The organism is Actinacidiphila sp. bgisy167, from assembly GCF_057707665.1.
Map to the genome: position 1 here is coordinate 1 of NZ_JBYIQP010000046.1, position 21,244 is coordinate 21,244.

19 protein-coding genes, 1 tRNA gene and 1 pseudogene are annotated in these 21,244 nt (G+C 72.1%); 13 read left to right on the top strand and 8 right to left on the bottom strand.

Features of this window, described 5'->3' with window-relative positions:
- Positions 1–59: 59 nt before the first annotated feature.
- Both AC3ET4_RS18415 and AC3ET4_RS18420 read right to left on the bottom strand, forming a co-directional pair.
- Positions 60–2,561: an ABC transporter permease gene (locus AC3ET4_RS18415; RefSeq protein WP_431950649.1), complete on the bottom strand. Its 2,502-nt coding sequence runs from the start codon at positions 2,559–2,561 to the stop codon at positions 60–62.
- A gap of 42 nt (positions 2,562–2,603) precedes the next feature.
- Positions 2,604–3,437: an ABC transporter ATP-binding protein gene (locus AC3ET4_RS18420; protein WP_431950651.1), complete on the bottom strand. Its 834-nt coding sequence runs from the start codon at positions 3,435–3,437 to the stop codon at positions 2,604–2,606.
- A 314-nt stretch (positions 3,438–3,751) separates the two neighbouring features.
- Between AC3ET4_RS18420 and AC3ET4_RS18425 the strand changes: the two genes are divergently transcribed.
- The 7 genes and pseudogenes from AC3ET4_RS18425 to AC3ET4_RS18455 all read left to right on the top strand — a co-directional run bounded on the left by AC3ET4_RS18425 (position 3,752) and on the right by AC3ET4_RS18455 (position 10,351).
- Positions 3,752–3,837 (top strand) — tRNA-Leu (locus tag AC3ET4_RS18425).
- A 1,165-nt stretch (positions 3,838–5,002) separates the two neighbouring features.
- A pseudogene (locus tag AC3ET4_RS18430) lies at positions 5,003–5,101 on the top strand (coenzyme F420-0:L-glutamate ligase); the annotation flags it as partial.
- 100 nt (positions 5,102–5,201) lie between these two features.
- Positions 5,202–5,666, top strand: a complete 465-nt coding sequence (locus AC3ET4_RS18435; RefSeq protein ID WP_431950653.1) for a coenzyme F420-0:L-glutamate ligase — start codon at positions 5,202–5,204, stop codon at positions 5,664–5,666.
- A 156-nt stretch (positions 5,667–5,822) separates the two neighbouring features.
- Entirely contained in the window at positions 5,823–6,218 is a 396-nt protein-coding gene (locus AC3ET4_RS18440) for a VOC family protein (protein WP_431950655.1), read from the top strand.
- Positions 6,219–6,271: 53 nt separating this feature from the next.
- A complete protein-coding gene (locus tag AC3ET4_RS18445) occupies positions 6,272–7,819 on the top strand; it encodes a metallophosphoesterase family protein (protein WP_431950657.1) in 1,548 nt (515 codons plus the stop codon).
- Between the two features lie 175 nt (positions 7,820–7,994).
- Positions 7,995–9,290, top strand: a complete 1,296-nt coding sequence (locus AC3ET4_RS18450; protein ID WP_431950659.1) for an alkaline phosphatase — start codon at positions 7,995–7,997, stop codon at positions 9,288–9,290.
- Between the two features lie 215 nt (positions 9,291–9,505).
- Entirely contained in the window at positions 9,506–10,351 is an 846-nt protein-coding gene (locus AC3ET4_RS18455) for a Bax inhibitor-1/YccA family protein (protein ID WP_431950661.1), read from the top strand.
- A gap of 94 nt (positions 10,352–10,445) precedes the next feature.
- On the opposite strand, the gene AC3ET4_RS18460 is transcribed toward AC3ET4_RS18455, so the two are convergent.
- Positions 10,446–10,676 (bottom strand): DUF4287 domain-containing protein, encoded by a 231-nt coding sequence (locus AC3ET4_RS18460; protein ID WP_431950663.1) that lies wholly within the window; start codon positions 10,674–10,676, stop codon positions 10,446–10,448.
- 106 nt (positions 10,677–10,782) lie between these two features.
- Here AC3ET4_RS18460 and AC3ET4_RS18465 point away from each other — a divergent pair, with 106 nt between their 5' ends.
- Positions 10,783–11,106 (top strand): hypothetical protein, encoded by a 324-nt coding sequence (locus tag AC3ET4_RS18465; RefSeq protein WP_431950665.1) that lies wholly within the window; start codon positions 10,783–10,785, stop codon positions 11,104–11,106.
- Between the two features lie 10 nt (positions 11,107–11,116).
- Here the strand turns inward: AC3ET4_RS18465 and AC3ET4_RS18470 are convergent, their stop codons facing one another.
- A complete protein-coding gene (locus AC3ET4_RS18470; protein ID WP_431950667.1) occupies positions 11,117–11,932 on the bottom strand; it encodes a hypothetical protein in 816 nt (271 codons plus the stop codon).
- 282 nt (positions 11,933–12,214) lie between these two features.
- Positions 12,215–13,435: an acetyl-CoA C-acetyltransferase gene (locus AC3ET4_RS18475; protein WP_431950669.1), complete on the bottom strand. Its 1,221-nt coding sequence runs from the start codon at positions 13,433–13,435 to the stop codon at positions 12,215–12,217.
- Between the two features lie 172 nt (positions 13,436–13,607).
- On the opposite strand from AC3ET4_RS18475, the gene AC3ET4_RS18480 reads away from it, so the two are divergent.
- Together AC3ET4_RS18480 and AC3ET4_RS18485 are read left to right on the top strand one after the other, a co-directional pair.
- Positions 13,608–14,045: a helix-turn-helix transcriptional regulator gene (locus AC3ET4_RS18480; RefSeq protein WP_431950671.1), complete on the top strand. Its 438-nt coding sequence runs from the start codon at positions 13,608–13,610 to the stop codon at positions 14,043–14,045.
- Positions 14,046–14,115: 70 nt separating this feature from the next.
- On the top strand, positions 14,116–14,532 hold the full coding sequence (locus AC3ET4_RS18485) for a VOC family protein (protein WP_431950673.1): 417 nt from the start codon (positions 14,116–14,118) through the stop codon (positions 14,530–14,532).
- Positions 14,533–14,611: 79 nt separating this feature from the next.
- On the opposite strand, the gene AC3ET4_RS18490 is transcribed toward AC3ET4_RS18485, so the two are convergent.
- Together AC3ET4_RS18490 and AC3ET4_RS18495 are read right to left on the bottom strand one after the other, a co-directional pair.
- Complete coding sequence (locus tag AC3ET4_RS18490; RefSeq protein WP_431950728.1) at positions 14,612–15,640, bottom strand: SGNH/GDSL hydrolase family protein; 1,029 nt, start codon at positions 15,638–15,640, stop codon at positions 14,612–14,614.
- Between the two features lie 115 nt (positions 15,641–15,755).
- A complete protein-coding gene (locus AC3ET4_RS18495) occupies positions 15,756–16,592 on the bottom strand; it encodes a helix-turn-helix transcriptional regulator (RefSeq protein WP_431950675.1) in 837 nt (278 codons plus the stop codon).
- A gap of 203 nt (positions 16,593–16,795) precedes the next feature.
- Here AC3ET4_RS18495 and AC3ET4_RS18500 point away from each other — a divergent pair, with 203 nt between their 5' ends.
- Together AC3ET4_RS18500 and AC3ET4_RS18505 are read left to right on the top strand one after the other, a co-directional pair.
- Complete coding sequence (locus AC3ET4_RS18500; RefSeq protein ID WP_431950730.1) at positions 16,796–18,199, top strand: cystathionine beta-synthase; 1,404 nt, start codon at positions 16,796–16,798, stop codon at positions 18,197–18,199.
- Positions 18,200–18,899: 700 nt separating this feature from the next.
- Positions 18,900–19,721, top strand: a complete 822-nt coding sequence (locus tag AC3ET4_RS18505; RefSeq protein WP_431950677.1) for an inositol monophosphatase family protein — start codon at positions 18,900–18,902, stop codon at positions 19,719–19,721.
- A 184-nt stretch (positions 19,722–19,905) separates the two neighbouring features.
- Here the strand turns inward: AC3ET4_RS18505 and AC3ET4_RS18510 are convergent, their stop codons facing one another.
- On the bottom strand, positions 19,906–20,349 hold the full coding sequence (locus AC3ET4_RS18510; RefSeq protein ID WP_431950679.1) for a hypothetical protein: 444 nt from the start codon (positions 20,347–20,349) through the stop codon (positions 19,906–19,908).
- 220 nt (positions 20,350–20,569) lie between these two features.
- Here AC3ET4_RS18510 and AC3ET4_RS18515 point away from each other — a divergent pair, with 220 nt between their 5' ends.
- Positions 20,570–21,088, top strand: a complete 519-nt coding sequence (locus tag AC3ET4_RS18515) for a DUF1203 domain-containing protein (protein WP_431950681.1) — start codon at positions 20,570–20,572, stop codon at positions 21,086–21,088.
- The last annotated feature ends 156 nt before the right edge of the window (positions 21,089–21,244 follow it).

A 21,244-nucleotide genomic window follows, 5' to 3' on the forward strand; every position in this document is an offset into this window, starting at 1 on the left:
GCCAGAACGCGTTGGGGGGGGGGGTGCAGCCACCCCCCCCCCCCCGACCCCTTTCGGCGTCACTCGGCCTTGATGGCCTCCAGCATGTTCAGCCCGGCCGCCCGGCGGGCCGGCCACAGCGCGGCCAGGACGCCCACCAGGGCCGCCAGCGCCAGGAACAGCCCGATCCGGTCCCAGGGCAGCGTCGTAGCGTAGCTCGGCATCTGCTTCCTGATCAGCCCGCCGGCGGCCCAGGCGAGGAACACCCCGAGGCCGAGGCCCAGCACCGCACCGAAGAGCGAGATCAGCAGGGACTCCAGCCGGATCATCCGCTTGACCTGGCCGCGGTCCAGGCCGATCGCCCGCAGCATGCCGATCTCGTGCCGGCGCTCGAAGACCGACATCGCCAGCGTGTTGACCACACCCAGCACCGCCACCAGCACGGCCATCGCGAGCAGCCCGTAGAGGATGTTCAGTGTCAGGTCGACCGTGGAGCTGAGCTCGCGGGAGATGTCCGCCTTGTCCTGCACCTTGATGGCGGGGTTCGCACCGAGCGCCTTCACCAGCGCGTCCCGGTTGGCCTCAAAGGCGCCGCCGGCCATGCCCACCAGCACCCGCATGTCCCCGGTCCTGGGGGTGTGCGGGGTGACGGTGGCGTTGTCCATGATGACGCCGTTGATCAGGTCTCCGCCCTCGTAGACACCGCCGATCGTCAACCGCCCCTTGGTGCCGTCCTCGTAGCGCACCGCCAGGCTCTGCCCGGCGCGCCAGCCGCGCCACCGGGCGGTGTCGGAGTCCACGATGACGGAGTCGCCGTGGACCGAGGCGATGGAGCCGCTGGTGAAGTCCAGGGTGAGCAGCCGATCGATCTGCGGCACGTCGACGCCGGCGACCCACTCGTTCTGACCGCCCAGTTCGGCGCGTGCGTCGCGCACCGCGCTCGAGGCGCTGACCCCGTCGGTGCGGGCGATCCGCGCGGCCACCTCGGGGGAGAGGTTCCGGCCGGTGGCCATGGTGATCTGGTAGTCGGCCTTCAGGTGGGCGGCCGCCATCTCGTTCACGGTGGTCTTGGCCGAAAGGGCCACCACCGTGAGGGCGGTGATCAGGGTGAGGCCGATCATCAGGGCGGAGGCGGTGGCGGCGGTGCGCCGGGGGTTGCGCACGGCGTTCTGCCGGGCGAGCCTGCCCGTGACTCCCAGGGGCCGCAGCAGCGCCGCCGCCGCGGCGACCACCGGCCGGGACAGCAGCGGGGTGAGGACGAAGACGCCGATCAGCAGCAGCCCGGCGCCGCCGCCCAGGACCATGTCGCCGTTGTCCTCCATCCCCGAGCCCGCGAGCACCAGGACGACACCGGCCGCCGACAGCAGCGCGCCGAAGGTGTTGCGCAGGAGCAGGCCCCTGACGGTGGCCGGGGCGTGCACGCTGCTCATCGCCGCGACCGGCGGGATCGTGGCGGCCCGGCGGGCCGGCAGCCAGGCGGCGAGCACGGTGACGCCCACGCCGACCGCGAGCGCCACGCCGGCCGTGCCGGGCTGCACCGCCAGGGCCCCGGCGGGCAGGACGGCGCCGGCCGCGCCGAGCGCCGCCCGCATGACCGCCGCGATGCCGATGCCGAGCAGGAACCCGGTGACACCGGCCGCCGCTCCCACGGCAAAGGCCTCGACCAGCACCGAACGGGTCACCTGGCGACGGCTGGCACCCACCGCTCGCAGCAGCGCCAGCTCCTTGGTGCGCTGTGCGACGAGCATCGTGAAGGTGTTGGCGATGATGAAGATGCCCACGAACAGCGCGATGCCGGCGAAGCTGAGCAGGGTGGTGTTGAAGCTGCTGAGGTCCGAGGCGATCCGCCGGGCCTCCTCGTCCGCGAGCATCTGGCCGGTGGTCGCGGAGGCGTCCTCGGTGTAGCGCGGCAGCAGCTCGTCGATCTCGACCCTCAGCGCGGCCTGCGAGGTGCCGGGGGCGGCCTTGACGTCGATCTCCTCGTAGGCGCCCGGCTTGCCGAAGAGCTTCTGGGCCGTGGCGGTGTCGAAGAGCACCAGGCTGCCGCCCGCGGCGACGTTGCCGTCGTCGGTGCTGAAGACGCCGGTCACCTTCTGCCGCATCACCGGGCCGTCGATGGACATCCGGACGGTGTCGCCGACGCCGTAGCCCGTCCGCTCGGCGGTCCTGGAATCCAGCGCCACCTCGGAAGGGCCGTGCGGGGCGCGGCCTTGGAGCATCGGGTAGCGTCCGGGCCCCGTGTAGTTGCCGCCGCGGGTGGACCAGCCGTCACCGACCAGCCGGCCCTGCTTGTCGGCGATCGCGGTGAAGCCGTGCACGGTAGCGGTGGTGGACTCGGCGCCGGGCAGCCGGCCGATCTCGTCCACCAGCCGCTGAGGGAGCGGATGGTCGGCGTCCCCGTAGGTGACGGCGACCGAGACGTCGGCGTAGCTCCTGGCGGAGGCCTTGCGGAGGGCACTGCCGATGGTGTCGGTGAACACCAGGGTGCCGGAGACGAAGGAGACGCCGAGCATCACGGCGAGCACGGTCATCAGCAGTCTGGCCTTGTGCGCCAGGACATTGCGCAGGGCGGTACGGAACATGTCAGGGCTCGTCTCTCGGGTGTGGCTCGTCGTCGGCGGGGATCAGCTGGTACGGCCCTTGGCGTCGAAGCGCTTCATGCGCTCCAGCACCGTGTCCGCGGTCGGGCCGTGCAGCTCGTCGACGATGCGGCCGTCGGCGAGGAAGACCACGCGGTCCGCGTAGGAGGCGGCGACCGGGTCGTGGGTGACCATGACGACGGTCTGGCCGAGCTCCTTCACGGAGTTGCGGAGGAAGCCGAGGATCTCCGCGCCGGACCGGGAGTCGAGGTTGCCGGTCGGCTCGTCGGCGAAGATGATCTCCGGCCGGCTCGACAGCGCCCGGGCGACGGCGACGCGTTGCTGCTGGCCGCCGGAGAGCTGGGACGGCCGGTGCGACAGCCGCCCGGACAACCCGACGGTCCCGACGACCCGGTCCAGCCACTCCTTCTCGGGCCTGCGGCCGGCGATGTCCATCGGGAGCGTGATGTTCTCCGCGGCGGTGAGCGTCGGCAGCAGGTTGAACGCCTGGAAGACGAAGCCGATCTTGTCCCGGCGCAGCTTGGTGAGCTGCTTGTCCTTCAGCCCGGACAGCTCGGTGTCCCCGATCCACGCCGAGCCTGAGGAGATCGCGTCCAGGCCCGCCAAGCAGTGCATGAGCGTGGACTTGCCCGAACCGGAAGGCCCCATGATCGCGGTGAACTCACCGGCCGGGAACTCGACCGACACCGCGTCGAGCGCGACGACCCGGGTCTCGCCCTCCCCGTAGACCTTGCTCAGATCGATGGCGCGGGCGGCCGTCGCGGTGGCCGTTGCGGTGGGCTGTGCGGTGGGCTGTGCGGCGGTGGTCACGGCACGCTGCTCCTGTCGGGGGGCGGGGATGCGATCGGACCCCTCCATCGTTCCGGCGGGAGCCGCTGCCCGAATCCGTCGGGATCGTGGTTCTGAAGGCCGACTCGAGAGGTACGCGCGGACCCCGGCGTACGACTCGGGTATGACGCGGCCTCGGGCAACGGCCTGGGACGGAAGCGATTTCGCGTCATGTGCGGAGGATCCCTTCCACCGCCCAAACCGCCCCGGGCCTGCGCTTTCACGCGCACCGACATATTCTGATGATATGTCAGGTAGCCCTAAAATCAGACAACATGACGAATCTGGGACCCGGCTCCACCCGGCCCGCCGGATAGGCTCGCCCTGCGCTCTCGCGCCGCCCCGCCCGGATGGTGGAATGCAGACACGGCGAGCTTAAACCTCGCTGCCCCTTGCGGGCGTACCGGTTCGAGTCCGGTTCCGGGCACCACCTCCCTCACCGGCGCTGACCAGCAGGGATGGGCGGCGGCGCGACGCCCCGACAGTGCGAGCGGCCCCCGCGGGGCGGAGGTTGCCCCGTCATGGTCGTGGCAGCCCGCACCCGCACCCGCACCCCTCAGGAGCCGACGGCACTCCCGCCCCGGCGCGGAGCCCGGGGTCTTCCGTGTCTGAGTGCCGACGCCTTGACGGTCCATCAGCATGTCTGAGGTGATCCGTCCCGATACCGGAGCGCGGCTCAAGGCGGCACGAGGAGGGCGCGGTTCGACGGAGTGCGAGCCGGCGAGCGCCTCGCGAGTCCCGGTGCGCGGGGCTGTGGTCGTCGCGGGTCTGCGCACGTGACGGGCGTCGGCTTCTCCGACGGACGGGCAGACGCGGCGCCATTGATCGCCATGCGACTCTGCAATTACGGTCTGTTACGCAAACCTCCTGCTTCATTGGAGCCGACCGTGCCCGTATGTGTCGCGCCATCCGCGGCTGCCCCACATCCCGCCCCGAACACCTCGCGCCGGGCTGTGACGTTCGGTGAGTGACGGCGTCATCGTCTCCGGGGCCTCGCGGCGACTCGCGGTCGCCCACTGGCTCGCGTCCGCCGCCCTCGACCCGCGGAAGGCACGCGACGAGTGGGATGAGCGCGATGTCGCCGTTCTGCCGTGCGGGACGCTGTTCTCGGCTGTGCGCGTGCCGGGGGAGGCCGTGCACGCCGCCGCCGGGACCCACGATCCGCGAGGGGTACGGGAGTACCTGGCCGACGCCCTCGGTGAGGGGCCGGTCGTCGTCGACCCGGTCAGCCGGCGGTACTACGCGCTGGTGCCCGCGAGGCGCCGCGCTGCGCTGGGAGGTCGCGGGCACCGTGTGCCTGGGCCGCGGCTCCTGTGTGGGCTTCCCGCACCCGAGGTGCGCCGAACCCCGGTACGGACGCTCGTACTTGGCGGCGCCGATGGACTCGGCCGGCGTGCTGTGCGCGCCGGGCGACGTGGCGCTGGCGGCCCTGGCAGGCGGGTCCCGCCGGGCCGCCGAGCACGCGCAGCGATGAGCACGGCCCTGGCTCGACGCCGAGGTCCCCGTCCGCCCGTACGCGAAGGAGTCGCGCCATGACCGATGCCCCGACCGCCGGCTTCTCCGCCCTCTCCCTGGAGCCGTTCCCCGAGCTCCGGATGGGCGACGACCTTGCGCGCGCCATCACCGACGTCCTGACGCGCACCGGCACCGAGCTGGCGGACGGCGACATCGTCGTCGTCGCCTCCAAGGCCGTCTCCGTCGCGGAGAAGCGCTACGTGGACCTGGCAGGCGTCACTCCCGGGCCCGAGGCGGTAGCTGGCGGCCCGGACGGGCAAGCCGGCCGAGATCACGCAGTTGATCCTGGAGAACTCCACCCAGCACTTCCTGGCCGGCGAGCGCGGCCCGATCATCGCCCGGCACATCCTCGGCCACCAGCTCACCTCCGCCGGGATCGACCGTGCCGGCACAGCGGGCGCCTGGCTGCTGCCCGCCGACCCGGACGCCTCCGCCCGGGCCCTGCGTGACGCCCTCAGCGCCCAGACCGGCGCCACCGTCGCCGTGGTGATCGCAGACTCCGACGGTCGCGCCGACCGGCGCGGCGCGACCGCCGTCTCCGTCGGCGCTGCCGGGGTGTCGCCGCTGCGCGTCACCGAGCACGACGGAAGACGGCAGGAGGAGACCTTCGCCGACCTCATCGCCGCGGCGGCCGCGATCATCGTGGGGCAGCGCGGCCGCGGCGCTCCGGTCGCCGTGCTGCGCGGTATCACCTATGCGGCCGGAGACGAGGGTGTGGCGGCGATGCTGCACCAACGGCCCTGACACCGCGCCGCTGCCGGCCGGTTCCGCGGGCAGCGCGGCCGCCCGGCCCGACGAGCGCGCGCCTCCGCTCGACCGGATGGTGATCATGTATTGATGAAGGCGGGCCCTCGGGAGGATCGTTGGGGACGTCCTCGGCACACCACCTCTGGAGAAGACATGACCGTGCTGCGCGTGAAGGCCTTCGACCACCTGGTGCTCAACGTCGCCGACGTGGAGCGGTCCCTGGCCTTCTACACCGGTCCGCTGGGCCTGGAACCGGTGCGCATCGACGAATGGCGGGCCGGGAAGGCCCCGTTCCCGTCGGTGCGCGTCACCCCGGAGACCGTCATCGACCTCGTCGCCGGGCCCCGCGGCGAGTCCAACGTCGACCACATCTGCCTCACCGTTGAGCCGCTGGACTGGGAAGAGGTCGTCGCCTCAGGGGTGTTCACGATCCTGGAGGCCGATGTGCCGCGCTTCGGCGCGCGGGGCGTGGCGCGCTCGACCTACGTCGCCGACCCGGACGGCAACACCGTCGAACTGCGCTGGTATCCGCAGGACGCCGAGAAGTGAGCGCGGTTCCGGGCGCCGGAGACGGCACCCGGAACGGTTGCTACAGTGCGGCCGTGTCCGACTCCTCGCGTACATCGCTGGCCGGCGCCGGCTGGGACGGCCAGCAGGTCGGCGCCTACCGGGAGTTGATGCCGGCCCGAGTGGTCAACCTCTCGTGGCTGGACCCGGTGACCCTGTGGAAGGCCCGCAACGGCGTGGTCGCCAAACTGCTCGGCGACCCGACCGGCCGGGACCGGCAGCGCTGGGTGGACGGCCAGCGGCAGCGGGGGGAGGCCGGCCCGGACCTGGTGATCGAGCGGGACGACCCCGACGCCTTCTCCTTCCTCCTCCTCGGCGACACCGGCGAGGGCGACGCGCCGCAGTACGCCGTCGTCCCCGGGATGCTCACCGCGGGCGCGGGCACGCGCTACGCCGTGATCTGCAGCGACGTCAACTATCCGGTCGGCAACGCCGACGAGTACGACACCAAGTTCTTCCGGCCCTACCGCGACTACGACGCCCCCGTCTACGCCATCCCCGGGAACCACGACTGGTACGACGGACTGACGGGCTTCATGCGGGTGTTCTGCCGCGCCCCCGCCCTGCCGCCCGCACCGCGCCCCCGCCCGCTGTCCCGGGCCTGGTGGCGCGGCCTGCTGTGGGCGAAGCCCGGCGTTCCGGACGACGCCCGGCTCGAGGAGGCCCGCCTGATGCGCTCCGCGCCCTCCCAGGCTGCGTACCAGCCCGGCCCGTACTGGGCGATCGACTCGGGGCCGCTGCGGATCATCGGCATCGACACCGGGCTGCTCGGCGGCATCGACCGGGAGCAGGGCGAGTGGCTGCGCCGGGTCTCACTCGGCCCCCGTCCGAAGATCCTGGTCACCGGCTCCCCGATCTACGTGGACGGTGAGCACCACCCCTGCGCCGTCGAGGGCGGCGGCACCGTCGACGAGATCGTTCGTGATCCGGGGCGCAACATCGTCGCCGTGATAGGCGGCGACATCCACAACTACCAGCGCTACCCGGTCGACGTGGACGGCCGCAGGATCGAGTACGTCGTCGCCGGGGGCGGCGGCGCCTTCATGCACGCGACCCACACGATCCCTCGGGTGGAGGTCGACGGCGTCACCGAGGACCGGTTCCGCTGCTACCCGATGCGCGGCGACTCCCTGGCCTTCTACAGCCGCCTCTACGGCCGCCGGCTCCACCTGCGCCGCCTGTTCGAGCTGACCCCCGACGAGGCGTCCGCCGTCCTCGCCCGGCGCCTCGGCGTGCCGGCGACCCGGGCCACCGGCGCCCGGGTGACGCTGCGGACCCGCTTCGTCGCGTCCGTCCTGGGAGCCCCGCCCCGCCCGGAACGCGGACGCCGGCTGCGGCTGCCCGTCCGCCGGGTGCTCACCGGTCTGCTCTCCCCGGGCTCGGCGACGTACAGCCCGCCCTTCTTCAAGAGCTTCCTGCGGCTGGACGTCCACCCGTCCGCGGTGCGGGTGCGGTGCTATGCCGCCACGGGCCTGCTGGCGCACGAACTGGACCCGCCGGTCGAGGACGACTTCACCATCCCCCTTTCGCGCACGGACACGGACGCCACGGACACGGACGAGGCGACGGACGCGAACGCGTGAGCCGAGCGGTCTCAGCGCCCGTACCGCCCCGGCCGCGGACGACGCACGGGCTTCGGTCTTTACCTGCACCTGAACATCTCGTCGCGTTATGGACATCTGCGCTTGGTCAACCCTCCCCCTGGCACTCCTAAGGTCATGGCCAAACAATGGCAAGCAGTGAGCAATGGAGGTCGTTGTGTCGGAGGGTGCACGCAAGACCCGGCGGTTCGCCGTGCCCGTGGCGGCGGCCGCCGCCACGGTGGTGGCGACCATGGTGGTGAGCCCGACGCTGGGCGCGTCGGCCACGGCCCCGCAGGCCGCGGACAAGGGCAAGGCCCCGATCGCGAAGAACGTCATCTTCATCAACGGCGACGGCATGGGCGCCGCCGCCCGGCAGGCCGCGCGCCTGCACCTGGCCGGCCTGAACGGCCAGCTCGCGATGGACAAGCTTCCCTACTCGGGCCAGCTGACCACCGACCCCGACGACCCGAAGGCCGTCGTTACCGACTCCGCCGCGGCCGCGACCGCGTGGGCGACCGGTGAGAAGACCTACAACGGCGCGATCAGCGTCGACGTGGACGGCAACCCGCTGGCCACCCTGGGCCAGCAGGCCAAGGCCGCTGGCAAGGCAACCGGCCTGGTCACGACCGCGCAGGTCACCGACGCCTCCCCGGCCGCCTTCTTCTCCAACACGGCCAACCGGTCGGCGCAGGACGAGATCGCGCGCCAGTACATCGACGTCAGCAAGCCGGACGTCATCCTCGGCGGCGGCGAGGACTGGTGGCTGCCCGCGGGCGACGCCGGCGCGTTCCCGGACAAGCCGGCCGAGGACACGTCCGAGGCGAGCAAGGGCACCAAGGGCGACCTGATCAAGAAGGCCCAGAAGGCCGGCTACACCTACGTCACCAGCGCGGACCAGCTGAACAGTGCCAAGGGCGGCAAGCTCCTCGGCCTCTTCGCCAACGAGGAGATGTTCCAGCAGCACCCCGAGGGCCAGGGCGACGTCTACAACCCGGTGGTCGGCCTGTCCACCATGACCAGCAAGGCCCTCAGCACGCTGGACAAGAATAAGAAGGGCTTCTTCCTCATGGTCGAGGAGGAGGGCGTGGACGAGTTCGCGCACAACAACAACGGCACCCGCGTGCTCCAGTCCATGCAGGAGCTGGAGAAGGCCGTCGCGGTGGCCCGCGCCTACGTCGCCACCCACCCTGACACCCTGCTGGTCGTCACGGGTGACCACGAGACCGGCGGCCTGGCCGTGGAGGACGCGGACTCCGCCGACGAGTCCGGCGACGGCATCTCCGCCGAGGATGGTCCGTTCGGCATCCGCGGCAGCGACAAGTCGTTCTACATCGACTGGACGACCTCCGGGCACACCGGTGTGGACGTCCCCGTCACCGCCGCCGGCCCGCTCGCGGACCGCTTCACCGGCAAGCACGCCAACACCTACGTGCACGACGTCCTGAGCCAGATCCTGGCGACGCGTCGCTGACCGGCTGCACCACGACGGCGGGTGCCGGGGAGGGCGTACCCTCCCCGGCACCCGCCGTCCGCTGTGGGCGGTGTGGACGTCGCACAGACGGGGAAAGGCGTGGTGGCAGGCATGGCGGATGTTGCGAAAGATCCTCCTTGAGGCGTAGGCAACCCGCTTTGCCATACCATTACTCTGGTGTGAAGCCGTATCGCGCGGCCATGGAGGAGTGACAGATGAGGAGCAGCAACCCGGTCTTCTCGCGCCGTGGGTTCTCCCACGGGGAGGGCTACGCGGGCTTCGGCGGACAGCCGCAGACTCAGGGCGGCCCCGCCGTGGGCGGCAACCCCTACGCGGGCACGAACCCCTACGAGACCGCATATCAGGCCCCGACGACTGCCCCCGCGCAGACCGACCGGATGACGATGGACGACGTCGTCATGCGCACCGCCATGACGCTGGGCACCGTCGTGCTCGGCGCGCTGGTGGCCTGGTTCGTGCTGCCGGTCTCGGAGAAGAGCTACGGCCTGGCGTTCGGCGCGGCCCTCGTCGCCATGGTCCTGGGCCTCATCCAGTCCTTCAAGCGCCAGGCGTCGCCCGCCCTGATCCTCGGCTACGCGGTCTTCGAGGGCGTCTTCCTCGGCGTCCTCAGCAAGATCTTCAACTTCATGTGGCCGGGCATCCCGCTGCAGGCGGTGCTGGGCACCATGGCCGTCTTCGTCGGCATGCTGGTGGCGTACCGCACCCGGCTCATCCGGGTCACCGCGAACTACATGCGCATCGGCATGGCGATCGCCATCGGCTTCGTCATCCTGATGTTCATCAACCTGATCGCCGCGGTGATCGGCGGCGGTGACGGGCTCGGCCTGCGCAGCGGCGCGCTGGGCGTCGTCGTCGGCATCATCGGCATCGCCCTGGGCGCGTTCTTCCTGTCGCTGGACTTCAAGCAGGTCGAGGACGGCATCCGGTACGGCGCCCCGCGCCAGGAGTCCTGGCTGGCGGCCTTCGGCCTGACGGTCTCCCTGGTCTGGATCTACCTGGAGATGCTGCGGCTGATCGCCATCCTGCGCGGCGACGACTGAGCCGCCGCCCCCGTCAGTGGCCTGCGAACGGGCCCCGCAAGGCATCGCCTGCGGGGCCCGTCCGCATGTGCGGGGAGGCGGGAGGGGGAGGGCGTCAGCCGAACCTGCGCGCGGCCCGCCTCAGGTCGTGCTCGTGGACGATGGCCTTGGCGTGTCCGTAGGACAGGTCGTGCTCGCTGCGGAGCCAGCTGACCTTCTCCTCGAAGCGGAGGAATGCGGGCCCGTCGTCGACCATGCGAAGCCATTCGCCGATCTCGCGGCCGGTGCAGTGCGGGATGTGGGTGAGCAGGTTCCGGTGGGTCTCTTCCGAGAAGGTCTGGGACATCGGCGCCTCCGGTATGCGTTCCGGTCACCCCACCGTGCCTGAGCCGTCGGCTGTTGGCAACAGCCTGACGCGGTCGGTCGTAAGTACGCACCGGTAGGCTCCCGGTGTGCTGGACTGTACGACGCTCCGCGACGCCGCCGGACTCCTGGCCGCGCGCTACCGCTCCCTGCCGCAGAGTCGGCTCCGCGGCGAGGTGGCCCGGGCGGGCCTGGAACTCGCCCGTGACCTGGCCGAACGCGCGCAGCGGATCGAGTTCCCAGGACGCGACCCGCTGACGATGCCCGACGAGGGGGTCTTCGTGATCGGGGACCAGATCTCGGTGGCCGCGCATGATCTGGCCGCGGCTCTGGAGCCGCATCCGGAGCTGGTGGATGTGCGCGACGCGGCCGTGTCCCGGATCGGGGAGGCGGCCGTGCGGTGCGGTCTGTAGGGCGGGGCGGTTACAGCGAGGCGACGACGCGGTCGGCGAGTACGTAGACGGATTCGTCGCCGTAGGTGAAGGTCAGCGCGTAGCCTCCGGCGATGGCGGAGCCGCCGAGCAGGATCGGGGACTCTCCGCGGTCGAGGGCGTCGCAGAGGCGGTCGGCGGTGTCGCGGTCGCCGGGGGTCATGCAGAGCGTGGTGCCGTCGGCGAAGACGTACACGTCGAGCGTGCCGAGCGGGCCGGGACGGATGTCGGCGAGCGGCATCCGCAGGTCCGCGAGTTCGGACAGGCGCTCGGCGGTCTGCTCCTGGTTGGCCACGACCGGGGCGGGGACGGCGAAGTCGGGGTCGGAGGGGTGCCGGAAGGCCCCCGGGCCGCCGGGCTCCAGCCCGGCGAAGTCGGCCTGGCGGGGGAGGAAGGGGCCGTACGGCAGCACCTCGTAGTCGGTGCCGGGCGCGGAGCCGGGAGCCGGGCCGGCGCCCTGGCCACCGAAGAACTGGGTGTCGAGCTGCGGGTCGGCGAGGGTCTCGCCGGCCTCGCCCGTGCCGTAGCCGAGGGGGGATTCCTGCGCGGCCCAGAAGGCGCGCGCCTCGGCCAGTTCGCGCTCGCGCTCGTCGGCGAGCGCGTCGGCGACGGCCGCGCGGATGGCCTCGGCGTCCGGAGCGGTGCGTGCGGGGGGCACGACACCCGTCCGTTCGGCCCGGGCCTCCGCCAGGTCCGCGCGCAGGGCCGCGACGTCACGACGTACGCCGCGTGTCGCGAGCAGCGCGGCGGAACCGGCGGCCACGGCGGTTGCCGCACCCGTCAGCAAGACGAGGAACATGGCGCTCACTGGCGTACTCCCGACTGTGCTTCCCGAGCCTCGGCCCCCTGTACACCACCACTTTGCACCGGAAGCCATGGCCTCTGCAGTGCGGAACGTCACGAAATGGGAGGGCCCAAAGTCTCAGGCGTCAGTGGTGACTTGCCCCTGACCTGCGAAAACAACCGCCCCCGGAAGTAGGTCACATCCAGGGGGCGGTTCGATTGCGACTTGTGTCTCGAACGCACGTTCGAGACCTTGTGGGCCCCGGGCGGGTGCGGGTGCGGGTGCGGGCGCCGGGCGGCGGCCCCGTTACGACAGGCGCTCGATGACCATGGCCATGCCCTGCCCACCGCCGACGCACATCGTCTCCAGACCGAACTGCTTGTCGTGCCACTGGAGCGAGTTGATGAGCGTGGTGGTGATGCGGGCGCCCGTCATCCCGAAGGGGTGGCCCACCGCGATCGCCCCGCCGTTGACGTTGAGCTTGTCGATGTCGACGCCCAACTCCCGGTAGGAGGGGATGACCTGCGCCGCGAAGGCCTCGTTGATCTCGACCAGGTCGATGTCGCCGATCGTCAGCCCGGCCCGCTTCAGGGCCTGGCGGGACGCCTCGACCGGGCCGAGGCCCATGATCTCCGGGGACAGGGCCGAGACGCCGGTGGAGACCACCCGGGCGAGCGGGGTGATGCCGAGCTCGCGCGCCTTGGTGTCGCTCATGACCACCAGCGCCGCGGCGCCGTCGTTCAGCGGGCAGCAGTTGCCGGCGGTGACGGTGCCGTCGGGGCGGAAGACCGGCTTCAGGCCCCGCACACCCTCCAGGGTGACTCCGGAGCGCGGGCCGTCGTCCTTGGTGACGACGCTGCCGTCGGGCAGGGTCACCGGGGTGATCTCACGCTCCCAGAAGCCCTTCCCGATGGCCTCCTCGGCGAGGTTCTGCGAACGGACGCCGAACTCGTCCTGTTCGGCACGGGTGACGCCCTTGAGAGCGGCCAGGTTCTCGGCGGTCTGGCCCATGGCGATGTAGGCGTCCGGGAGCAGCCCGTCCTCCCGCGGGTCGTGCCATTCCCCGCCGCCCTGCTCGGCCCTGGCGGCGGTACGGGCCTCTGCCTCGGCGAAGCGCGGGTTGTGGGTGCCAGGCATGCCGTCGGAGCTGCCCTTGGCGAACCGGGACACGGTCTCGACGCCGGCCGAGACGAAGACGTCGCCCTCGCCCGCACGGATGGCGTGCAGGGCCATCCGGGTGGTCTGCAGCGACGAGGAGCAGTAGCGCGTGATCGTGCAGCCCGGGAGGTGGTCCATGCCCATCTGCACGGCCACGATCCGGCCCAGGTTGTGCCCCTGCTCGCCGCCGGGCAGGCCGCAGCCCAGCATCAGGTCGTCGATCTCGCGGGGGTCCAGCTGCGGCACCTTGGCCAGGGCCGCCTGGACGATCGCGGCGGTCAGGTCGTCGGGGCGCAGATCCTTCAACGACCCCTTGACGGCCCGGCCGATGGGGGAGCGGGCGGTAGAGACGATCACGGCTTCTGGCATCGCGACTCCTCGGCGAGGCGGTGGAAGTACGGCTGGGATGCGGAAGTTACCAGCACGTAGCAGAGCGCGTCACGGCGTGGGCGCTGTGACGCGGACCTCTGTATGAGCGCTTGCTTAGTCCATGATGGCGCATCCTCGCGGCCAGCGCCGCCCCCCGTGCGATGCTGGGCCGGTGACTCCGGACGACCTGGTACGCCTGCGACGCGCCCGCGACGCCATGGACCGCGACTACGCGGAGCCCCTCGACGTCACCGCGCTGGCCCGCACCGCGCTGATGTCCCCCGGCCACTTCTCGCGCAGCTTCCGGACCGCCTACGGCGAGACCCCGTACAGCTACCTCATGACCCGCCGGATCGAACGCGCCAAAGCCCTGCTGCGGCGCGGCGACCTCACGGTCACCGAGGTCTGCTTCGCGGTGGGCTGCACCTCGCTCGGCTCCTTCAGTTCGCGCTTCACCGAACTCGTGGGGGAGACCCCGAGCGCCTACCGGGCCCGCGACCACGAGCCGGGGGCGCCGATCCCCGCGTGCGTCGCCAAGCGGTACACCAGGCCCGTGCGCAAGAAGAAGGCCGAACCCGCCGCGCAGGCGGCCGACCCGGGCGGAGCCTAGGCCGGGTCGTCACATGACCCGCCCTTCTGGCGACGCCGCTCATGTGACGACACGGCCTAGCCTGGTCCGCATGGACATCACGCTGGCACAGTGCTTCATCGCCGTCGACGACCACGACAAGGCGCTGCCCTTCTACCGCGACGTCCTCGGTCTGGAGGTCCGCAACGACGTCGGCTTCGAGGGCATGCGCTGGGTGACGGTCGGCTCGCCCGGCCAGCCCGGCGTGGAGATCGTCCTCGAACCGCCCCTCGCGGACCCGGGCGCCCCCGAAGCGGACCGGCGAGCCATGAGCGAACTGCTGGCCAAGGGCATGCTGCGCGGAGTCATCTTCGCCACCGGCGACGTGGACGCCACCTTCGAGCGCATCCGCGACGCGGGCGGCGAAGTGATCCAGGAACCCATGGACCAGCCCTACGGCGTCCGGGACTGCGCCTTCCGCGACCCCTCAGGCAACCTGCTCCGCTTCACCGAGCGCAAGCCCGCCTGACCCGCGCCCGCACCGCCCCGGGCGGGCCCGCCGCAGGGCCCGCCGACCGCGGCCGCGGCCCCGCCTGCCGCGCCCCCGCTCAGTTCTGGGCCGCCTCGGCGGCCTCCGTCGCGGGCGGCACCTTCGCGTCGGGCAGCCGGCGACGCCGGCGGCGCTTGAGCACGGCCCAGCGGCCGCGCGGACCGGAGACCGTGCCGGCGGCCGCCGTGACCTCGGTGCCCGCCTCGCCCGCCGCCTCCGCGGCGGCCTCGGCCACCGGCAGGAAGCCCTCGCCGCGCCGCGCGTCGGGACGCTCGTCCTCCTCCGGCCACAGCCCGACCGCGGAGCACAGGGTCGGCAGCACCGCCATGGCCGCGGTCGCATACCCCTCGGCCGACGGGTGGTAGTTGTCCGGGCCGAACATCTCACGGGGGCGGGACTCGAACTCGGGCCCCAGCAGGTCGCCCAGCGACACCGTGCGCCCCCCGAGACCGACCACCGCGATCGTCTGAGCCGCCGCCAACTGGCGGCTCAGCCTGCGCGCGACCCAGCGCAGCGGCTGGTAGACCGGCTCGATCGTGCCCAGATCCGGGCAGGTCCCGACGATCACCTCGCAACCGGCCTCACGCAACCGCCGCACCGCGTCCGACAGCAGCCGCACCGAGACCGCCAGCGGCATCCGCCTGGTCACGTCGTTCGCCCCGATCATGATCACGCACACGTCGGGCGGCGCGCCGCCGCTCTCCTGCCCCAGCAGAAGATCGACCTGGCGGGCCAGGTCGTCGGACTGCGCTCCGGGGTTGGCCACATTGACCAGCCGCACCGGCCGTTCCGCCACCGCCGCCACCCCGGACGCCAGCAGCGCCCCGGGCGTCTGACTCGCCCGGTGCACCCCCTGGCCCGCCGCCGTCGAGTCGCCGACCAGAGCCAGCACGATCGGCCGCTCCTCGGTGCTCAGCGCGAAAGCCGCGCCGTAGACGCCGTCCGCGCGAGGTGGGACGGCGTCGGAACCGCCCACGGCCCTGCGGGCGAGCGCGCCCTCGGTCAGCAGCAGGCCGACGGCGGCACCGCCCAGCAACCCGATGCCTCCACCTCCGTACGCGGCGGCCGTCGCGATCCGCCGCGCCACCCTTGCCCTGGACAACGTCCACCTCCCGCGCCGGGTGTGCGGACCCCCGTGGCCCGACCCGTACAACGATTTGTTGCCCCCTCCGACGTCCGCCGCAACCGCTGGCGGCCCGGACTCAGGTCAGCCGCTGCTGCGCGACGAACCACGCGAGCTGAGTGCGGTTGGCCGTCCCGGTGGACTCCATCAGGGACCTGATCCTGCGCTGCAGCGTGCGCAGGGATATGCCCAGCTGGGAGGCGATCGCCTTGTCGGGGAGCCCGGACATCAGCAACGAGAGCAACTGCTCGTCCAGCTCGGGGAAGCCGGGGAACCCCGGCTCCTCCCCGACCGTGCCGGGCGCCGGCATGCGCAGCGGCGTGCCGCGCAGCCACCGGTCCTCGAAGAGCTCGAGCAGCGCCTCCACCAGCACCGAGCGGTGCAGCAGCAGCAGACCGGCGGAGGAGACCGCGGACCGGTCGCGGCTGCCGGACAGCGGCAGCAGCGCCCGCTCGGCGTCGACGATCATCAGCTTCATCGGCACGCTCGGCACCGCCCGGGCCAGCTCCCCCGGCTCCACAAAACCCGGCATGTCCGCCGCCCCGGGGTACACCAGGGCCGTCGTCTCGTACAGCGAGCGGTACCCGACCCCGGCGGCCAGCCGCTCCCGCTGCACCGGGTTGCCTGCCGTCGCGACGTACGGCGGCCGCACGAAGATGAGCACCTCCTTGCGGGCCTCGCGCTGCAGCTGTTCGATCACGCGCTGCTGCTCCGCCTCGCCATGGACGACCTCGGCGATCCCACCCGGCATCACCGGCTCGGCCGGCCGGGCCGCGCGCTTGGCGGCCAGCGCGCCGAGCCGCTCCCGTACGGACGCCACGGCGGACTCCACCGCCTCAAGGCCGCTGAGGGCGGCGAGGTGGTCGGCGTCCGCCGCTTCCGCCTCGGCGGTGCCCGGGTGCTCGGCGTCAGACATCGCTCACCACCCCCCGGTGCAGAGGAACGGTGACGCGTCTGCGACGTGTCGTGATCCCGCCACGGAGCGACTCTACAACCGGACCTTCCGGGGCGTACGTCACACGGGTGTGAAGGGTGCGGGGCCCGGCCCCGGCAAGGGCGGTCCGACGCCGGAAAACCGCTTACCCTGGCCTGACAATCACGCAGAAGCCGGAGACAATGGTGCAGGTCCACGACTCGATGATCAGCCTCGTCGGCAACACCCCGCTGGTGAGGCTCAACAGCGTGACGGCGGGAATCCAGGCGACCGTCCTTGCCAAGGTCGAGTACTTCAACCCCGGAGGTTCGGTCAAGGACCGCATCGCGCTGCGGATGATCGAGGCCGCGGAGAAGAGCGGCGAACTCAAGCCCGGCGGCACGATCGTGGAGCCCACCTCGGGCAACACGGGCGTGGGCCTGGCGATCGTGGCCCAGCAGAAGGGCTACAAGTGCATCTTCGTGTGCCCGGACAAGGTCTCCACCGACAAGATCAACGTGCTGCGCGCCTACGGCGCCGAGGTCGTGGTCTGCCCCACCGCCGTGGACCCCGAGCACCCGGACTCGTACTACAACGTCTCCGACCGGCTCGTCCGCGAGACCCCGAACGCCTGGAAGCCGGACCAGTACAGCAACCCCGAGAACCCGGCCTCGCACTACCACTCCACCGGCCCGGAGCTGTGGGAGCAGACCGAGGGGAAGATCACCCACTTCGTGGCGGGCGTCGGCACCGGCGGCACCATCTCCGGCACCGGCCGCTACCTCAGGGACGCCTCGGACGGCAGGGTCAAGGTCATCGGCGCCGACCCGGAGGGCTCCGTCTACAGCGGCGGCTCCGGCCGCCCGTACCTCGTCGAGGGTGTCGGCGAGGACTTCTGGCCCACCGCCTACGACCGCACGGTCGCGGACGAGATCGTCCCGGTCTCCGACAAGGACTCCTTCCAGATGACCCGCCGCCTCGCCAAGGAGGAGGGCCTGCTCGTGGGCGGCTCCTGCGGCATGGCGGTCGTCGCGGCGCTCCGCGTGGCCGAGCGGCTCGGCCCGGACGACGTGGTGGTCGTCCTGCTGCCGGACTCGGGCCGGGGGTACCTCTCGAAGATCTTCAACGACGAGTGGATCAGCCAGCACGGGTTCGGCGAGGACGCGGCGACAGAGCCGACCGCCGGCGATGTGCTCGCCCTGAAGGAGGGTGGCGCCATCCCGAACTTCGTCCACATGCATCCCAACGAGACCGTCGGGGCCGCGGTGGAGGTGCTGAAGGAGTTCGGGGTGTCGCAGATGCCCGTGGTGACCAAGGGGGCGGGACATCCCGACGTGATGGCCGGAGAGGTGATCGGGGCCGTGGAAGAACGCGTTCTTCTGCACGCGCTCTACGCCGAGCACGCCGGGTCGGACGACCTGCTGGGGAAGCACATGTCACCCCCGCTGCCGGTCGTCGGTTCCGGCGAACCGGTGTCCCGGATGATGGCCGCACTGGAAGGACGGGACGCGGCAGTGGTGCTGGTGAACGGCAAGCCCACCGGCGTCGTCACCCGGCAGGACCTCCTGGGCTTCCTCGCCGGCAAGGCCGACACCAGCGCGGAGGCGTGACCACGGCCGGCCAGAGGGACGAGGACCCGCTCTTCACCCACGCGTGGACGGTGAGCCTGCCCGCCTGATGCCGGTGGCCTTCACAGGGCCCTGCCGGGCACTGCCCGGCAGAGCCCCGTGTCTCCGCTGTCGAGGGACCGCACGGGGGCTCAAGACCCGTGCACGGGGGTCGTCCAGGACGGCTCCGACACCGTGACCACGCCCGCCGAGCCGAAGGCATCGCGTTGCTTCGCTGCCCCCTTCGGCGAGTGGAGCCCGGCAGCGTTCCAGCTGTTCGGTTACCTGTTCAGCCACCGGTTCAGCCAGCTGTTCCATGAACCATCGCATGATCTCGGGGTTTTCCCGGCACCTGTCCCGGGCGCCCGGTCGGGTCCGCCCGCCGGTTCGCGGAACCGGTACACCCGCGTCACGTGAGCGCAGCACGCGCTTAACACGGCTCCTGCACAGTGGTGGATGTCGGCGGGACGGCGCACCGCTCGCCCGGCCGACACCACGGATGTGGCGCCAAGGACTCCGGAGCGGCTCCCGGACCTCCATGGTGACCCCTGGACGTGTGGCCCGGCCCTGATCCGGCCCGCGTCCCTCGCGGGGACCGCCGTCGTCCCGCCCCCCGGGCGACCGGGGGTGCGGCGGTTCCCGCGCAAGCTGTGGAAGAGCGGTCCGCGCACGCGCGGGCCGCTCTTCTGGTTGAGTGGCCGCCGTGATCAGCGCACAGACGTTCGCAGCCGTCGAGGAGTCCATACGCACCGCGGCCGACGAGGAGGCGCTCGCCCGCTTCGGCCGTCTCGCCGAGGGCGAGGTCGACCAGAAGAAGGGCCCGCTGGACCTCGTCACGGTCGCCGACCGCCGTATCGAGGAACGCCTCACCCGTACGCTCACCCGCCTGCTGCCGGGCTCGGCCGTCATCGGCGAGGAGGCCGTGCACGCCGACCCCGGGCTTCTCGGGGCGCTGCTCGGCGATGACCCCGTCTGGATCATCGACCCGGTCGACGGCACCTCCAACTTCGTCCGCGGCGACGCCTCGTTCGTCACCCAGGTCGCCCTCGCCGCGCGCGGTGAGCTGCTGGCCTCCTGGACGTACCGGCCCGTGGACGGGGTCCTCGCCACCGCCCGGCGCGGGGAGGGCGGGTATGCCGAGGGCCGGCCGCTGCGCCTGGCCGCCGGCGGCGCGCAGCAGGCCGACGAGGTGCTGCTGGTGGCCGGGGCCCGGCCCGCGCACCTCACCGACGACCAGCACCGGCGGTTGTACGAGCTGGGGACGGAGCACGGCGTGAAGCCGTGGGCGAGCGGTTCCGCGGGCTGCGACTACCTGGACGTCGCGCTCGGGCGGCTCGACGCGGCGACCTATGCCTACGACAACCCATGGGACCACTCCGCGGGCATCCTGCTGGTCGCCGAGGCGGGTGGCACGGTGCTGGGCGCGGACGGGCTGCCGTTCCGCATGGCTGCCGGGCCGCTGCCCTTCGCCGCGGCGCGGGACGAGAGCGCGGCCCGCCGCGTCGTGGCGCTGCTGAACGCGTAGCGCTCGCTCGCGTGGGCCGCGTGCCGGGAGTCGCCCGTACGCCGCACGCCGTGGGGTCCGAGCACGGCGGGGCGGTCGGGCCGGTCCGCGGTGGCGGTGGCGGGCAGCGCGGGGCGCTGGCGTGCGCCGCGGGCCGCCCCGGTGGGGGGCCGGCCCGGTGGGGCGGCCCGCCGCCCTCGGGCGGTCAGTCCTCCCAGGCGTCCGGGTCCTTGCCGCGGCGCGGTGCGCCGCCCCGCTCGTTGAACAGCCACCCCAGCGAGTGGGCCGCGTTGACGGCGACGACGCCGATCCAGGCGACGAGCAGTCCGGGCAGGTCGCCCTTCTCGCCCGCGATGGCGGACAGCGGGATGGCCATGACGAGGGAGAACGCCCCGAAGCCGTAGCGCGCGCCGAAGCGGCTGCCGCGGCCGGGGCCCGACGGGCCGACCTGGCGTCCGGCGCGGGCGAACGCCGTCCGGCTCTCGGCGAGTTCGCGGCGCACCCGCCGCTCGACCTGGGCGTCGATGCGCTGGCCGATCTTCTCCAGGAAGGAGTCGACGAGGGCCGACTCGTACTCCTCCCCCAGGTCCTTGCGTGCCTGGAGGGTGGCGGCGAATTCCTTCTTGAGGTCTGGGTCACGGGCGTCCATGGCGCCACCGTACGGACCGGCCGGCCCCGTGACACTGGGGGAAACCCCCGAACCTTCTCGGGGTCCACCACTACGAGACGATCGATTCCAAGGGGTCGGCGTTCGCGGGCGGCCCGCGTTCGGCGGGTGACCGCTCCGGACGGTCCTCTGCGTCGGTGCGCCGCAACGTGACGTCGGTTTCCTGCCAGCAACCGCCGGTGCGCCGCTTCAGCATGGGCGCATGACCAGATACACCGTGCTCCCCGTTGACGCGGCCGTCCTGAGGGAACTGCGGGTTCTCGACGACGCGGGCCGTCCTTGCGCCCCGTACGTCGCGACCGGCGACGACGTGGGCTCTCCGCTGCGCTGCTGTCTGCGCACCATCACGCTCGGCGAGCGAATCGCCCTTGTCTCGTACGCCCCGTTACGTCGTTGGGCCGCCGTGAGGGGTGCAGATCCGGGCGCGTACGACGAACAGGGTCCCGTCTTCATCCATGCCGACGACTGCGGCGGGTTCACCCCCGGCGAGAACTACCCCTTCGCTCAGCCGGGGGCCATGCGCACCGTGCGCCGCTATGACGCCCGAGGCCATATCGCAGGTGGCCGTCTTCTGGCGATTCCGGCCCAGGCCACGACTGCCTTCGACGCGGCCTTCGACGACGCGTTCAGCGATCCGGGCGTGGTGCTCGTCCACGTCAGGGCACTGGAATACGGATGCTTCCACTTCGAGGTACGACGGTCCTCCGCCAAGGAGCGATAGCAGCCGCACCACCGGATGGCAGAGTCGGACTCCCTCGCCGCCGCACCTGTACGTGAAGACCGACGACCTGCTGAAGGCATCGCCGCACCTCGCCCTTCGGCGGCAGGCGACAGGCAGCGTGCCGCACCGGCGCCCAACCGCGGAGATCACCTAGGG

What these genes read in the sequence shown, in the direction of transcription:
- AC3ET4_RS18495 (WP_431950675.1), bottom strand. Translation starts at nt 16,592, where the DNA reads ATGTCTGACGCCGAGCACCCGGGCACCGCCGAGGCGGAAGCGGCGGAC.
- AC3ET4_RS18460 (WP_431950663.1), bottom strand. Translation starts at nt 10,676, where the DNA reads ATGTCCCAGACCTTCTCGGAAGAGACCCACCGGAACCTGCTCACCCAC.
- AC3ET4_RS18475 (WP_431950669.1), bottom strand. Translation starts at nt 13,435, where the DNA reads ATGCCAGAAGCCGTGATCGTCTCTACCGCCCGCTCCCCCATCGGCCGG.
- AC3ET4_RS18485 (WP_431950673.1), top strand. Translation starts at nt 14,116, where the DNA reads ATGGACATCACGCTGGCACAGTGCTTCATCGCCGTCGACGACCACGAC.
- AC3ET4_RS18515 (WP_431950681.1), top strand. Translation starts at nt 20,570, where the DNA reads ATGACCAGATACACCGTGCTCCCCGTTGACGCGGCCGTCCTGAGGGAA.
- AC3ET4_RS18420 (WP_431950651.1), bottom strand. Translation starts at nt 3,437, where the DNA reads ATGGAGGGGTCCGATCGCATCCCCGCCCCCCGACAGGAGCAGCGTGCC.
- AC3ET4_RS18455 (WP_431950661.1), top strand. Translation starts at nt 9,506, where the DNA reads ATGAGGAGCAGCAACCCGGTCTTCTCGCGCCGTGGGTTCTCCCACGGG.
- AC3ET4_RS18510 (WP_431950679.1), bottom strand. Translation starts at nt 20,349, where the DNA reads ATGGACGCCCGTGACCCAGACCTCAAGAAGGAATTCGCCGCCACCCTC.
- AC3ET4_RS18440 (WP_431950655.1), top strand. Translation starts at nt 5,823, where the DNA reads ATGACCGTGCTGCGCGTGAAGGCCTTCGACCACCTGGTGCTCAACGTC.
- AC3ET4_RS18415 (WP_431950649.1), bottom strand. Translation starts at nt 2,561, where the DNA reads ATGTTCCGTACCGCCCTGCGCAATGTCCTGGCGCACAAGGCCAGACTG.